The organism is Streptomyces nogalater (assembly GCF_039532885.1).
GTDB lineage: Bacteria > Actinomycetota > Actinomycetes > Streptomycetales > Streptomycetaceae > Streptomyces > Streptomyces nogalater.
In genome coordinates, this window is the sequence record NZ_BAAASM010000070.1 from 50,469 (window position 1) to 63,365 (window position 12,897).

15 protein-coding genes are annotated in these 12,897 nt (G+C 71.7%); 9 read left to right on the plus strand and 6 right to left on the minus strand.

Annotation, left to right across the window (positions count from 1 at the left end; genetic code table 11):
- Window positions 1-93 precede the first annotated feature (93 nt).
- Window positions 94-1,083, plus strand: a complete 990-nt coding sequence (gene moaA / locus ABD350_RS35025; protein ID WP_344353133.1) for a GTP 3',8-cyclase MoaA — start codon at window positions 94-96, stop codon at window positions 1,081-1,083.
- A gap of 21 nt (window positions 1,084-1,104) precedes the next feature.
- Here the strand turns inward: moaA and ABD350_RS35030 are convergent, their stop codons facing one another.
- A complete protein-coding gene (locus tag ABD350_RS35030; RefSeq protein ID WP_344353134.1) occupies window positions 1,105-1,329 on the minus strand; it encodes a hypothetical protein in 225 nt (74 codons plus the stop codon).
- Window positions 1,330-1,567: 238 nt separating this feature from the next.
- The gene (locus ABD350_RS35035) at window positions 1,568-1,975 is read right to left on the minus strand and encodes a DUF3099 domain-containing protein (protein WP_344353135.1); all 408 of its coding nucleotides are present in this window, start codon (window positions 1,973-1,975) and stop codon (window positions 1,568-1,570) included.
- 247 nt (window positions 1,976-2,222) lie between these two features.
- Here ABD350_RS35035 and ABD350_RS35040 point away from each other — a divergent pair, with 247 nt between their 5' ends.
- Window positions 2,223-2,507, plus strand: coding sequence for a GlsB/YeaQ/YmgE family stress response membrane protein (locus ABD350_RS35040; protein WP_344353136.1), 285 nt, complete (start codon window positions 2,223-2,225; stop codon window positions 2,505-2,507).
- 68 nt (window positions 2,508-2,575) lie between these two features.
- Here ABD350_RS35040 and tyrS read toward each other — a convergent pair whose 3' ends face one another.
- The 3 genes from tyrS to ABD350_RS35055 form a co-directional block, all read right to left on the minus strand.
- The gene (gene tyrS / locus ABD350_RS35045; RefSeq protein ID WP_344353137.1) at window positions 2,576-3,844 is read right to left on the minus strand and encodes a tyrosine--tRNA ligase; all 1,269 of its coding nucleotides are present in this window, start codon (window positions 3,842-3,844) and stop codon (window positions 2,576-2,578) included.
- Between the two features lie 66 nt (window positions 3,845-3,910).
- Window positions 3,911-5,305, minus strand: a complete 1,395-nt coding sequence (locus ABD350_RS35050; RefSeq protein WP_344353138.1) for a metallopeptidase TldD-related protein — start codon at window positions 5,303-5,305, stop codon at window positions 3,911-3,913.
- The gene (locus ABD350_RS35055) at window positions 5,302-6,798 is read right to left on the minus strand and encodes a TldD/PmbA family protein (RefSeq protein WP_382466844.1); all 1,497 of its coding nucleotides are present in this window, start codon (window positions 6,796-6,798) and stop codon (window positions 5,302-5,304) included. The genes ABD350_RS35050 and ABD350_RS35055 overlap by 4 nt, the downstream gene beginning before the upstream one ends.
- A 266-nt stretch (window positions 6,799-7,064) precedes the next feature.
- Between ABD350_RS35055 and fabG the strand changes: the two genes are divergently transcribed.
- The 3 genes from fabG to ABD350_RS35070 all read left to right on the plus strand — a co-directional run bounded on the left by fabG (window position 7,065) and on the right by ABD350_RS35070 (window position 9,200).
- Complete coding sequence (gene fabG / locus ABD350_RS35060; protein WP_344353140.1) at window positions 7,065-7,769, plus strand: 3-oxoacyl-[acyl-carrier-protein] reductase; 705 nt, start codon at window positions 7,065-7,067, stop codon at window positions 7,767-7,769.
- Window positions 7,770-7,774: 5 nt separating this feature from the next.
- Window positions 7,775-8,542 (plus strand): enoyl-ACP reductase FabI, encoded by a 768-nt coding sequence (gene fabI, locus ABD350_RS35065; RefSeq protein WP_344353141.1) that lies wholly within the window; start codon window positions 7,775-7,777, stop codon window positions 8,540-8,542.
- A gap of 280 nt (window positions 8,543-8,822) precedes the next feature.
- Window positions 8,823-9,200 (plus strand): hypothetical protein, encoded by a 378-nt coding sequence (locus tag ABD350_RS35070; protein WP_344353142.1) that lies wholly within the window; start codon window positions 8,823-8,825, stop codon window positions 9,198-9,200.
- Here ABD350_RS35070 and ABD350_RS35075 read toward each other — a convergent pair.
- Entirely contained in the window at window positions 9,178-9,870 is a 693-nt protein-coding gene (locus ABD350_RS35075) for a FadR/GntR family transcriptional regulator (RefSeq protein WP_344353143.1), read from the minus strand. The two genes, ABD350_RS35070 and ABD350_RS35075, sit on opposite strands and share 23 nt — an antisense overlap.
- Window positions 9,871-9,952: 82 nt before the next feature.
- Here ABD350_RS35075 and ABD350_RS35080 point away from each other — a divergent pair, with 82 nt between their 5' ends.
- The 4 genes from ABD350_RS35080 (at window position 9,953) to ABD350_RS35095 (ending at window position 12,835) form a co-directional block, all read left to right on the plus strand.
- On the plus strand, window positions 9,953-11,269 hold the full coding sequence (locus ABD350_RS35080) for a CynX/NimT family MFS transporter (RefSeq protein ID WP_382466843.1): 1,317 nt from the start codon (window positions 9,953-9,955) through the stop codon (window positions 11,267-11,269).
- Window positions 11,270-11,325: 56 nt separating this feature from the next.
- On the plus strand, window positions 11,326-11,445 hold the full coding sequence (locus ABD350_RS35085) for an SGM_5486 family transporter-associated protein (RefSeq protein WP_107058521.1): 120 nt from the start codon (window positions 11,326-11,328) through the stop codon (window positions 11,443-11,445).
- A gap of 586 nt (window positions 11,446-12,031) precedes the next feature.
- The gene (locus ABD350_RS35090; protein WP_344353145.1) at window positions 12,032-12,238 is read left to right on the plus strand and encodes a hypothetical protein; all 207 of its coding nucleotides are present in this window, start codon (window positions 12,032-12,034) and stop codon (window positions 12,236-12,238) included.
- 78 nt (window positions 12,239-12,316) lie between these two features.
- On the plus strand, window positions 12,317-12,835 hold the full coding sequence (locus tag ABD350_RS35095) for a SixA phosphatase family protein (protein ID WP_344353146.1): 519 nt from the start codon (window positions 12,317-12,319) through the stop codon (window positions 12,833-12,835).
- The last annotated feature ends 62 nt before the right edge of the window (window positions 12,836-12,897 follow it).

The following is a 12,897-nucleotide window of genomic DNA, read 5'->3' on the forward strand; positions in this document are numbered from 1 at the left end:
CGCTGTCGATGTCGGCGGGGTCACGTACGCTCGCAGGTGACGGACGGGGCATCCGCGACCGAGAATGGGTGACCGGGAGAGGGAGGGGCCCACGTGCTCATCGACACCTACGGCCGGGTGGCCACCGACCTGAGGGTCTCACTGACCGACCGGTGCAATCTGCGCTGCACCTACTGCATGCCCGAGGAGGGCCTGAGCTGGCTGGCCAAGCCCGACCTGCTCACGGACGACGAGATCGTGCGCCTCATCGACATCGCGGTCCGCACCCTCGGCATCGAGGAGGTCCGCTTCACCGGCGGCGAGCCCCTGCTGCGCCCCGGCCTGGTCGGCATCGTCGAGCGCGTCGCGGCCCTCGCCCCGCGCCCCCGGATGTCCCTGACCACCAACGGCATCGGCCTGGTCCGCACCGCGACCGCCCTGAAGGCGGCGGGCCTGGACCGGGTCAACGTCTCCCTGGACACCCTCCGCCCGGACGTCTTCAAGACCCTCACCCGCCGCGACCGCCACCAGGACGTCCTGGACGGCCTGGCCGCCGCCCGCGAGGCCGGACTGACCCCCGTCAAGGTCAACTCGGTCCTGATGCCGGGCCTGAACGACGACGAGGCCCCGGACCTGCTCGCCTGGGCGATCGAGCACGACTACGAACTGCGGTTCATCGAGCAGATGCCGCTGGACGCCCAGCACGGCTGGAAGCGCGAGGGCATGGTCACCGCCGGGGACATCCTCGCCTCCCTGCGCACCCGCTTCGACCTCGCCCCCGAGGGCGCCGACGCGCGCGGCTCGGCCCCCGCGGAGCGCTGGCTGGTGGACGGCGGCCCGCACCGGGTCGGCGTGATCGCCTCGGTCACCCGCCCGTTCTGCGCGGCCTGCGACCGCACCCGCCTCACCGCCGACGGCCAGATACGCACCTGCCTGTTCGCCACCGAGGAGACCGATCTCCGCGCGGCCCTGCGCTCGGGCGCCCCGGACGAGGAGATCGCCCGCGTCTGGAAGCTGGCGATGTGGGGCAAGAAGGCCGGAGCGGGCCTGGACGACCCGTCGTTCGTCCAGCCGGACCGGCCCATGTCGGCGATCGGCGGCTGAACCGGGCGCCGTGTCCCGGTGCTACGCCCCGGTCTCTTCGGCGGCCCGCCACTCCTCGAACCGCACCACGTCCTTCAGGAACCCCCGCACTCCGAGGAACTGCGACAGCTGCTCGCGGTGCTCCGCGCAGGCCAGCCACGTCTTGCGCCGCTCCGGCGTGTGCACCTTGGGGTTGTTCCACGCCAGCACCCAAACGGCGGCCGTACGGCAGCCCTTGGCCGAGCAGATCGGGGTCTCGTCACTCACGGTTTCGTCTCGGTTCGTCTCATCGAGGGGCGGAAAACGAAAGGGCGGAAAACAAGGCGACGCCGGGCAGCCACGGGGGGAGCTGCCCGGCGTCGGTCCGTCGCTCCGACGGGGGATGCGGAGCGCCTACGCAGTATGTCACGGGTACCCCGTCGCCCGGGACCGGAACAGCTAGATTGATCTGAGGTTTTCTTGAGCTCCCAGGTGGCCGCCTCGGCGGCCCCCGCGACCGCCGTGCTCAGACCGGGTCGGGACGCTCGCCGCCCGCTCCGGCGGCCTGGTTCGTCGGCACATCCCGCGGCGCGGAATCCCGTACCGAGTCCGCCCGTTGGTCCTCGGCCGGCGTGGCCGCGATCATCGGGCGCATCGGCGTGGTGACGAACGTCGACGGAAGCGACGGCGGCCGCTCGCGGCCCGCGTTGGCGACCACCACGGCGATATAGGGCAGCACCGCGCCGAGCACGAGCGCGACGATCGCGACGTACCGCTCGACGTTCCACAGCGAGGCCGCGAGGATCACCGACACGGTGCGGACCGACATCGAGATCACATACCGACGCTGCCGGCCCCGGACATCCTCGGCGAGTCCGGTCCGCGCGCCGGTGATCCGGAACACCTGGCCGCCACCGCCGTGCTGTTTCCGCATCACCATTCACCATCCGCCCGCATCGGACCCGTTCCGGCCCGCACCCACGTCCGTTGTCCGGCGGGGAACCCCGGCCGGGCCACCCCCCACGTTACGCCGCCTCCACGCCGCGTTCGAGGCCGGGTCGCCCTCTGCCTGCGACGACGTTTCCGGCCCCGGCGCGTACGGCGTAAGCCGACATGCGCCGTACGGCGCACCGCCCCACACTGGCCGTAATGCTCACGTCGAGCCGTACGAGGAGGCAGCCATGGGCTGGTTGTGGGCGATCATCGTGGGATTCGTGCTGGGCCTCATCGCCAAGGCGGTCATCCCGGGCAAGCAGCACAGCCCGCTGTGGCTGACCACCATCTGCGGCATCCTGGGCGCCATCGTGGGCAACGCGATCGCCCGCGCCGTCGGCGTGTCGGAGACGAAGGGCATCGACTGGAGCCGGCACATCTTCCAGCTGGTGGCGGCGATCATCATCGTCGCGGCCGTCGACGCCCTCTACATGGCGACGCTCGGCAAGAGGAAGCAGCGGGCCCGGGTGTAGGGGCGCGGGTACCCCCGCCGCGGGTGTCCCGCGGTCGCGGATGTCCCACGCCCCCGCCGTTCACGGCGTCACGCGGAGACGACCTCCACCGCGGCCAGGTTCCTCTTCCCGCGCCGCAGCACCAGCCACCGCCCGTGGATCAGGTCCTCCCGGGCGGGCACCGCGTCCTCCGCGGTGACCTTGACGTTGTTCACGTAGGCCCCGCCCTCCTTCACCGTCCGCCGGCCCGCGGACTTGCTGGGCACCAGGCCGGCCTCGGCGAGCAGGTCGACCACCGGGGCCAGCTCGGAGACCCGGGCGTGCGGCACCTCCGACAGCGCCGCGGCCAGCGTCCGCTCGTCCAGCTCCGCCAGCTCGCCCTGGCCGAACAGCGCCGCGGACGCGGCGATCACCGCGGCCGTCTGGTCGGCGCCGTGCACCAGCGTGGTCAGCTCCTCGGCGAGCGCCCGCTGTGCCGCCCGGGCCTGCGGACGCTCCGCGGTCTGCCGTTCCAGCTCCTCCAGCTCCTCGCGGGACTTGAAGGACAGGATGCGCATGTACCGGGAGATGTCCCGGTCGTCCACGTTCAGCCAGAACTGGTAGAACGCGTACGGCGTCGTCAGCTCCGGGTCGAGCCAGACGGCACCGCCCTCGGTCTTGCCGAACTTGGTGCCGTCCGCCTTGGTCATCAGCGGGGTGGCCAGGGCGTGCACCGAGGCGTCCGGCTCCAACCGGTGGATCAGGTCCAGCCCGGCCGTGAGGTTGCCCCACTGGTCGCTGCCGCCCTGCTGGAGCGTGCAGCCGTAGCGCCGGTAGAGCTGGAGGAAGTCCATGCCCTGGAGGATCTGGTAGCTGAACTCGGTGTAGCTGATGCCCTGGTCGGACTCCAGGCGGCGGGCCACGGAGTCCTTCGTCAGCATCTTGTTGACGCGGAAGTGCTTGCCGATGTCCCGCAGAAACTCGATCGCGGACAGGCCCGCGGTCCAGTCGAGGTTGTTGACCATGATCGCCGCGTTCTCGCCCTCGAAGGACAGGAACGGTTCGATCTGGGCGCGCAGCCGGTCCACCCAGCCGGCCACCGTCTCCGGGTCGTTCAGCGTGCGCTCGGCCGTCGGGCGCGGGTCGCCGATCAGGCCCGTGGCACCGCCGACGAGCGCCAGCGGACGGTGCCCGGCCTGCTGGAGCCGGCGCACGGTGAGCACCTGCACCAGGTGCCCCACGTGCAGGGACGGCGCCGTCGGGTCGAAACCGCAATAGAACGTGACGGGACCGTCCGCGAGCGCCTTGCGCAATGCGTCCTCGTCGGTGGACAGGGCGAACAGCCCGCGCCACTTCAGCTCGTCGACGATGTCCGTCACGGTTCTCGTGTCTCCTTGATGATCTTCCGGCAGCCGGGTGAACCCCGACCACGAACGCCTACGAGGTTATACGCCCTGACTGACAGAGCTCATGTTGAAATCCGGGACCCGCAGCGCGGGCATCGCGGCCCGGGTGAACCAGTCGCTCCACTCGCGCGGCAGCGTCTTCTCGGTCCGCCCGGCCTCGGAGGCCCGGCCCAGCAGGTCCACCGGCGACTCGTTGAACCGGAAGTTGTTCACCTGCCCGGTCACCTCGCCGTTCTCCACCAGGTAGACGCCGTCCCGGGTCAGGCCCGTGAGCAGCAGGGTCGCCGGATCGACCTCGCGGATGTACCACAGGCAGGTCAGCAGCAGCCCGCGTTCGGTGCCTGCGACCATCTGCTCCAGCGAGCGGTCGCCGCCGCCGTCCAGGATCAGGTTGCCGAGCACGGGGGCGACCGGGAGCCCGGTCAGGCCCGCGCTGTGCCGGGTCGTCGTCAGATGCTTCAGCACGCCCTCGCCGATCCACTCCGTGGCGTGCGTGGGCAGCCCGTTGTCGAACACGGACTCGTCGCCGCCGGAGGAGTGGGCGATCACGAAGGGCGGGCACTCCAGCCCCGGCTCGTTCGGGTCGCTGCGCAGGGTGAGCGGCAGCTCCGAGAGCCGCTCCCCGATCCGGGTGCCGCCGCCCGGCTTGGAGAACACCGTCCGCCCCTCGGCCGCGTCCCGCCCGGAGGCGGACCACAGCTGGTAGATCAGCAGGTCCGCGACCGCGGCCGGCGGCAGCAGCGTCTCGTACCGGCCCGCGGGCAGCTCCACGCGCCGCTCGGCCCAGCCGAGCCGTACGGCCAGCTCGGCGTCGAGCGCGCCGGGGTCGACGTCCTTGAAGTCCCGGGTGGAGCGGCCGGCCCACGCCGAGCGGGTGCGGTCGGGGGACTTGGCGTTCAGCTCCAGCGTGCCGGTGGGCTGGTCGTGCCTGAGGCGCAGCCCGGTGGACGTGCCCACATAGGTCGACACCAGCTCGTGGTTGGCGAAACCGTACAGTTCCCGGCCGCCCGCACGCGCGCGTGCGAAGGCCTCGCCGAGCGCCGGAGCGAAGTCGGCGAACACCGCCGAGGAGGTCTCGGCGGGCGCGTCCGTGAAGTCGGGGGACTCGGGCACCCCGCCGACCAGCGGCTGCGCGTCCTCGGCGGGACCGGCACCGCGCGCGGCGGCCTCGGCGGCCCGCACCAGCGGCTCCAGCTCCTCCGCGGTGACCGCCGACCGGGACACCACACCGGAGGCGGTGCCCTCGGCGCCGTCCACGGTCGCGATCACGGTGAGCGTACGGCCGCGGGTCACCCCGTTGGTGGTGAGCGCGTTGCCCGCCCAGCGCAGATTGGCGGTGGAGTGCTCGTCGGCGATGACGACACAGCCGTCCGCCCGGGACAGCGCCAGCGCCTGCTCGACGACCTCGTGCGGCTTGTGGGTACGGGCGCTCATCGGCCGGCCTCCTGCGTGGTGTTCAGAATGTTGACGCCCTTGAAGAGGGCCGACGGGCAGCCGTGGGACACGGCGGCGACCTGGCCCGGCTGGGCCTTGCCGCAGTTGAAGGCGCCGCCGAGGACATAGGTCTGAGGCCCGCCGACGGCGGCCATGGAGCCCCAGAAGTCGGTGGTCGTGGCCTGGTAGGCGACGTCCTTCAGCTGTCCGGTGATCCGCCCGTTCTCGATCTTGAAAAAGCGCTGGCCGGTAAATTGAAAATTGTATCGTTGCATGTCGATCGACCAGGACCGGTCGCCGACGACGTAGATGCCCCGGTCCACGCCCCCGATCAGGTCTTCCGTGGACAGGCCGCCGGGATCCGGCCGCAGCGAGACGTTGGCCATGCGCTGCACCGGCACATGGGCGGGGGAGTCGGCGTACGCGCACCCGTTGGACCGCTCGAACCCGGTCAGCCGCGCGATCCGCCGGTCCAGCTGGTAGCCGACCAGCGTGCCGTCCTTGACCAGGTCCCAGGACTGCGCCGCCACGCCCTCGTCGTCGTAGCCGATGGTCGCCAGGCCGTGCTCGGCGGTGCGGTCACCGGTGACGTTCATCAGCTCGGAGCCGTACCTCAGCTTGCCGAGCTGGTCGAAGGTGGCGAAGGAGGTGCCGGCGTAGGCGGCCTCGTAGCCGAGGGCCCGGTCCAGCTCGGTGGCGTGGCCGATGGACTCGTGGATGGTCAGCCACAGGTTGGAGGGGTCCACCACCAGGTCGTACAGCCCCGGTTCCACGCTCGGCGCCCGCATCTTCTCGGCGAGCAGCCCGGGCATCCGCGCCAGCTCGTCGTCCCAGTCCCAGCCGGTCCCGGTCAGGTACTCCCAGCCGCGCCCCACCGGCGGGGCGAGGGTGCGCATGGAGTCGAACTCGCCGCTCGTCCCGTCGACCGAGACGGCCGTCAGCTGCGGGTGCAGCCGTACCCGCTGCTGGGTGGTCACCGTCCCGGCGGTGTCCGCGTAGAACTTGTTCTCGTGGACGGTGAGCAGCGAGGCGTCGACGTGGTCGACGCCGTCCGCGGCCAGCAGCCGGCCGCTCCACTCCGCGAGCAGCGCGGCCTTCTCCTCGTCGGGCACCGAGAACGGGTCGATCTCGTACGACGAGATCCACGTCTTGTCCGCGTGCACCGGCTCGTCGGCCAGCTCCACGCGTTCGTCCGACCCGGCGGCCTTGATCACCTGCGCGGACAGCTTGGCCATGGCCACCGCCTGCGAGGCGACCCGGGCGGCGGCGTCCATGGTCAGGTCCACCCCGGAGGCGAAGCCCCAGCTGCCGCCGTGCACCACCCGGACCGCGTACCCGAGGTCGGTGGTGTCCGACGATCCGGCGAGCCGCGCGTCCCTCAGCCGCCAGGAGGCACTGCGCACCCGCTCGAACCGGAAGTCCGCGTGCTCGGCACCCAGCGCACGCGCGCGTGCCAGCGCGGCGTCGGCGAGGGCGCGTAGGGGAAGCGCCATGAAGGCTTCGTCGATGGAATGAGGCACGGAGGTCTCCCTGCTGTCGTGGCCTGTCGGGTCCGATCATGTCCCGGGACCGGCCCGGCGGACCACAGGTTTGGGTCCCCGGCCACCGCGTTCTGTAGGGATCCGACAGCGACACCCCCGAGCCACTGTCGGTGCCCGCTTGTTCGCGGGCGTGGCGGTACCGATAGGTTTCCGGTGAAGCCGCCTGTCGCCCAGGAGTCCGGGCGGATATGTAAGACCGCTATCGAAAGGGTGATCCGTTGAGCCGCTCGGTTCTCGTCACCGGAGGCAACCGGGGCATCGGCCTCGCCATCGCCCGCGCTTTCGCCGACGCCGGCGACAAGGTCGCGATCACGTACCGCTCGGGTGAGCCGCCGGCCGGCTTCCTGGCCGTCAAGTGCGACATCACCGACCCGGAGCAGGTGGAGCAGGCCTACAAGGAGATCGAGGACCGGCACGGCCCGGTCGAGGTTCTGGTCGCCAACGCCGGCGTCACCAAGGACCAGCTCCTGATGCGCATGTCCGAGGAGGACTTCACCTCGGTCATCGACACCAACCTCACCGGCACCTTCCGGGTCGTCAAGCGCGCCAACCGCGGCATGCTGCGGGCCAAGAAGGGCCGCGTCGTCCTCATCTCGTCCGTGGTCGGCCTGCTCGGCTCGGCGGGACAGGCGAACTACGCCGCCTCCAAGGCCGCGCTGGTCGGCTTCGCGCGTTCCCTCGCCCGGGAGCTGGGCTCGCGCAACATCACGTTCAACGTCGTCGCGCCCGGTTTCGTCGACACCGACATGACCAAGGTGCTCAGCGACGAGCAGCGCCAGAACATCGTCTCCCAGGTGCCGCTCGGCCGGTACGCGCAGCCGGAGGAGATCGCCGCGGCGGTGCGGTTCCTCGCGTCCGACGACGCCTCGTACATCACTGGAGCCGTCATCCCGGTTGACGGCGGACTGGGAATGGGTCACTGATCACCATGAGCGGAATCCTTGAGGGCAAGCGCGTCCTGATCACCGGTGTGCTGATGGAGTCGTCCATCGCCTTCCACGCCGCCAAGCTGGCCCAGGAGCAGGGTGCCGAGATCATCCTGACCGCGTTCCCGCGGCCCACGCTGACCGAGCGCATCGCCAGGAAGCTGCCGAAGCCGGCCAAGGTCATCGAGCTGGACGTCACCAACGACGAGCACCTCGGGCGGCTGGCGGACGTCGTCGGCGAGGAGCTGGGCGGCCTGGACGGTGTCGTGCACTCCATCGGCTTCGCGCCGCAGGACGCGCTCGGCGGCAACTTCCTCAACACGCCGTTCGAGTCCGTCGCCACCGCCATGCACGTCTCGGCGTTCTCCCTGAAGTCGCTGACCATGGCCTGCCTGCCGCTGATGCAGAACGGCGGCTCGGTCGTCGGCATGACCTTCGACGCGCAGTACGCCTGGCCGCAGTACGACTGGATGGGCCCGGCCAAGGCCGCACTGGAGGCCGTCAACCGCTACATGGCGCGCGATCTGGGCAAGCAGAACATCCGCTGCAACCTGATCTCGGCGGGCCCGATCGGCACCATGGCCGCCAAGTCCATCCCGGGCTTCGGCGAGCTGGCCTCCGTGTGGGACAGCCGGTCCCCGCTGGAGTGGGACCTGAAGGACCCGGAGCCGGCCGGCCGCGGCATCGTCGCGCTGCTGAGCGACTGGTTCCCGAAGACCACGGGCGAGATCATCCACGTCGACGGCGGCCTGCACGCCATCGGCGCCTGACCCGACGACTTGCCCAGGTCCTGCTGAGCCTTCGCGCTCACGTGGCCCGTGGCCCTGCCGACGCCCCGTTTCCCGCCGCGCGCGGGGAGCGGGGCATCGTCGTAGGGCCGGGCGGGCTGTGCAGGGGCGTCGCCGTAGGGCCGGGCGCGCGTGCCGGGTGTCACCCGTCCGGCCCACCGGCCGGGCCGCCGCCGGGCCGTCGGCGCACCCTGGGGGTACGCCTCCGGACGACGCGTTCGCTCGCACGCCCCTCCGCAGCCCGGCCGAGGAGGTCCCGCTCGTGCGCCTGTCCCGCAGCCTGGCCCCGCTGTCGGTGGCCCTGGTCCTCGTGCTGTCGCTGCCGTACGACGCGCTGCCGTACGACACGCCCGTGCACGCGAACGCGCCCGCGCGCGTGGAGGCCGGCGCGTCACCCTCGCCGGGCCGGTTCGGCGCCTCCTGCCGTACGGCCGTCCGCGGCTCCCGGGTGGTGGCCCACTGCCACAACCCCTATGTCGACATCGACCGCGTACGGCTGCACATCGAGTGCGCCCGCTGGTGGGACATCGACACCGACGGCGCCCCGGCGGACGTCTGGCCGGCCATGACCGTACGGCTCACCGGCCGGTGCTGGAAGGAGATCCGCTCGGTGTGGATCAGTCACCAGAAGGCGCGCTGAGCCGGCCCGGATCGCACAGGAACGGATAGCTCGCGGCCTCCCCGGCCGCCGCCTCGACGTCCCCCGCGCGGATCGCGTCCACCAGGCGCGCGTGGTCCATGTGGGTCTCCGGGGTCAGCTCCGCCCCGACGTCCGCGCGCAGCCAGTCGCGCAGCACCTCGCCCAGGTCGGCGTACATGGCGGTCATCACGTCGTTGTGGGACGCGGCCACCACCGCCAGGTGGAAGGTGGCGTCGGCCGCCACGAAGGACTCCGTGTCGCCCGTCTCCCACGCCTGCTCGCGCCGGACCAGCAGCGCGTCCAGCTGCTTGAGGTCCTTCTCGGTGCGCCGCTCGGCGGCGAGCTTCGCCGCGGCCGACTCCAGCGTGGAGCGCAGCTCGGCGATGTGCCGCGGGTCGGCGTCGGCGAAGCGGCGGTGCATCACTCCGGCCAGCTCGCTCGTGGCCACGACATACGTGCCCGAACCCTGGCGGATGTCCAGCAGACCGTTGTGCGCGAGCGCGCGGACGGCCTCGCGGACGGTGTTGCGGGCGACACCGAGCTGCTCGACCAGCTCCGGTTCGGTCGGGATGCGCGAACCGACCGGCCACTCGCCGGAGGTGATCTGGTTCCGCAGTTCGGCGATGACCTGCTCGGACAGCGCCGAACGACGCGGGTGGCTCAAAGGCATGGCACACCTTCGCACGAGAGGACCGGGCGAGGACGCTCCGGGGATGGACAGGGAATCATCCTATGATTCTATGATGGGTCTTATGGCTAGTGAGGAAATCCGGACAGTGGAGACCCGTACGGCGATGTCACCGACCCAACGCGGTGCGGACGCCGCGACGAACACCCCAGAGACGAACCCCGGTGCGGGCCGCACGCGCGCGTGGGCCACCCGGCTGGTCGTCGTGGGCATCATGCTCTCCGCCCTGAACCTCCGGCCGGCCATCACGAGCCTCGGCGCCCTCCTGGAAGAGGTCCGCGACGGGCTCGGCATGAGCGGCAGCGTGGCCGGACTGCTCACCTCCGTGCCCCCGCTGTGCTTCGCCGTCTTCGGTGTCATGGCCCCCCGTCTGGCCCGCCGCTTCGGACCGGCCGCCGTGGTGTGCGCCGGCATGGCCGCCATCGCCGCCGGCCTCGTCATACGGCCCTACGTCGGCAACACGGCCGGGTTCCTGGCCGCCAGCGCGCTCGCCCTGATGGGCATCGCCGTCAGCAACGTCCTGATGCCGGTCATCGTCAAGCGCTGGTTCCCCGACCGGGTCGGTTCCATGACCGGCCTGTACTCGATGGCCCTCGCCGCCGGCACCTCCCTCGCCGCCGCGCTGACCGTCCCGCTCACCGACGCCATGGGCGGCAACTGGAAGGCCGGCCTCGTCGTGTGGGCGACCATCGCCGCCGCCGCCGTACTGCCCTGGCTGCCGCTGCTCCGTGACCGCGGCCCGGCCGCCGCCCGGCCCGAGGAGCCGGCCCCCGGCAGCGCCGAGCAGCAGGCCCCGCTGCGCATCACCCGCAGCCGCACCGCATGGTCGCTCGCCGTCTTCTTCGGCCTCCAGGCCACGGCCGCCTACATCACGATGGGCTGGATGCCGCAGATCTTCCGGGACGCCGGAGTCCCGGCCGGCACCGCCGGTGTGCTTCTCGCCGTCACCATGGTGATGGGCGTGCCGCTGGCCTTCGTCATCCCCCGGGTCGCCACCCGCCTGCCCCACCAGGGGCCGATCGTCCTGGTGCTGGGCGTCTGCGGCCTCGCCGGATACGCCGGGCTGTACCTCGCGCCGTCCGGTGGCGCCTGGGCCTGGGCCTTGCTGCTCGGCGTCTCCAACTGCGCCTTCCCGCTCGCCCTGACCATGGTCGGCATGCGCGCCCGCAGCGGCCCGGGCGTGGCCCAGCTGTCCGCGTTCGCCCAGAGCACCGGCTATCTCATCTCCATCCCCGGCCCGCTGCTGGTCGGCGTGCTCTACCAGCAGAGCGGCGGCTGGGGACTGCCGATCGCGCTCATGGCGGCCCTGATGGTGCCGCAGATGGTGGTGGGCTTCATCGCCGGCCGTGACCGCACGGTCGAGGACGAGGCGACACACTGACCCCACCGGGGTGCCCCGGCGCCGGCGCGGGGCAGGCGGGGTGCGAGACTGGACGCATGCAGCCTGTGCTCGACCCGAACCCGCAGAACGGCCAGAAGAAGATGCTGCTCGTCTTCGGCTCGTTCCTCGCCATCTTCGTGATCATCGCCGTGGTGGCGACCATCGCGTCCCCCTGACGACGACGGCCCTTTCCACACCGTCGGGCCGGTCTGGTCCGGCGGGCGGTCAGGTCGGTCTGATAGGTCGGGTCGGTCTCGTTCGGTGGCCCGTCTGGTCTGTCGGCCGGTCTGGCGTGTCGGCCCGTCCGGGCCCTCGGTCCGTTTGCCCCGCCGGTCTGTCTGTCCCGCGGTCCGTCCGCTTCGTCGGGGCGACTGGTTCGTCGGCCCCACCGGAGTACCCGGGGTTCCGGATCGCCTGACGGTTCCGGTCTCCGGGCCTTCCGTCTCCCCGGGTCTTCAGTCTCTCCGGCCTTCCGGTCTCTGCGGCCCTGCCGGCTCCTCCGGCTCCCTCCCGCGGATGGTCCCTGTCGGCTCCCCGGCCCTGTCGGCCCCTGCCGGTTTCACCGGTTCCGCCGCTTTTCTCCGCTTTTTTCCGGCCCGATGGTGGGGCTGACACCCCCATCCCCTAGGGGGCCAGGGTCAGGGTCAACTGGGTGGGAATCCGGATGGGTTGGCGGCCCCGGATTCCGTAGCTTCGAGAGGTGACCGCGAGAGGCGGTCACGGACCCTCGGACCCCTCGAAGACACACGCACGGAGGCGACCATGCCGGCCCGCACCCCCTCCCGGCCCCACCCGGCGACCACGGGCGGCGTCGACACCCGGCTGCCCTGGTGGGCGCTCGCCCTGCCCGCCCTCGCCTTCGTCGCGCTGCTCGCGCTGATACTCAACCCGTCGGACGCCCACGCGGCCGGCGGTGACCCGGCGATCGCGCGGCTGCTGGAGCGCGCCCAGCAGCTCGCCGCGCGCTGACGGCAAGGCTTCTCACGCCGTGAATCCGCATGTCAACTCCCTGCGCCGGGTGCCCCGTTTCATGCGAAGCTGGATCTCATGAGCGTCGCAGAACCCCGCAGGATCGTCCTCTTCCGGCATGCGAAAGCCGACTGGCCCCAGGTTCCCGACCACGAGCGGCCGCTCGCCGAGCGAGGCCGCATGGACGCCGCCGTCGCCGGACGCAAGCTGGCCGACACCGGCATCACCTTCGACATGGCCCTGTGCTCCACGGCGGTCCGCACCCGCGAGACCTGGAAGCTCGCCGTCCAGGAGCTGCCGCACCGACCGAAGACCGTCTATGAGGAGCGGATCTACGAGGCCTCGCCAGGCGAGCTGATCGTCCTGCTCAACGAGCTGCCCGACGAGGTGCGGAGCGTGATCCTCATCGGTCACAACCCGGGCGTGCACGGCCTGGCCGACATCCTGGCCGGCTCGGCCGAGGGGGAGGCGCGCGCCCGGATGAACCGCCGAGGCTTCCCCGCCGCCGGCTTCGCTCTGCTCTCCTACGACGGCCACTGGAAGGGCGTCGAGCCCGGCGTGGCCACGCTCACGGACTACTGGGCCCCCTCCGAGTGACCCGCTGCCGCCCCGGCACGCCGCACGCGGAAGGGCCCGGCACCGGGATGAGGGGCCGGGCC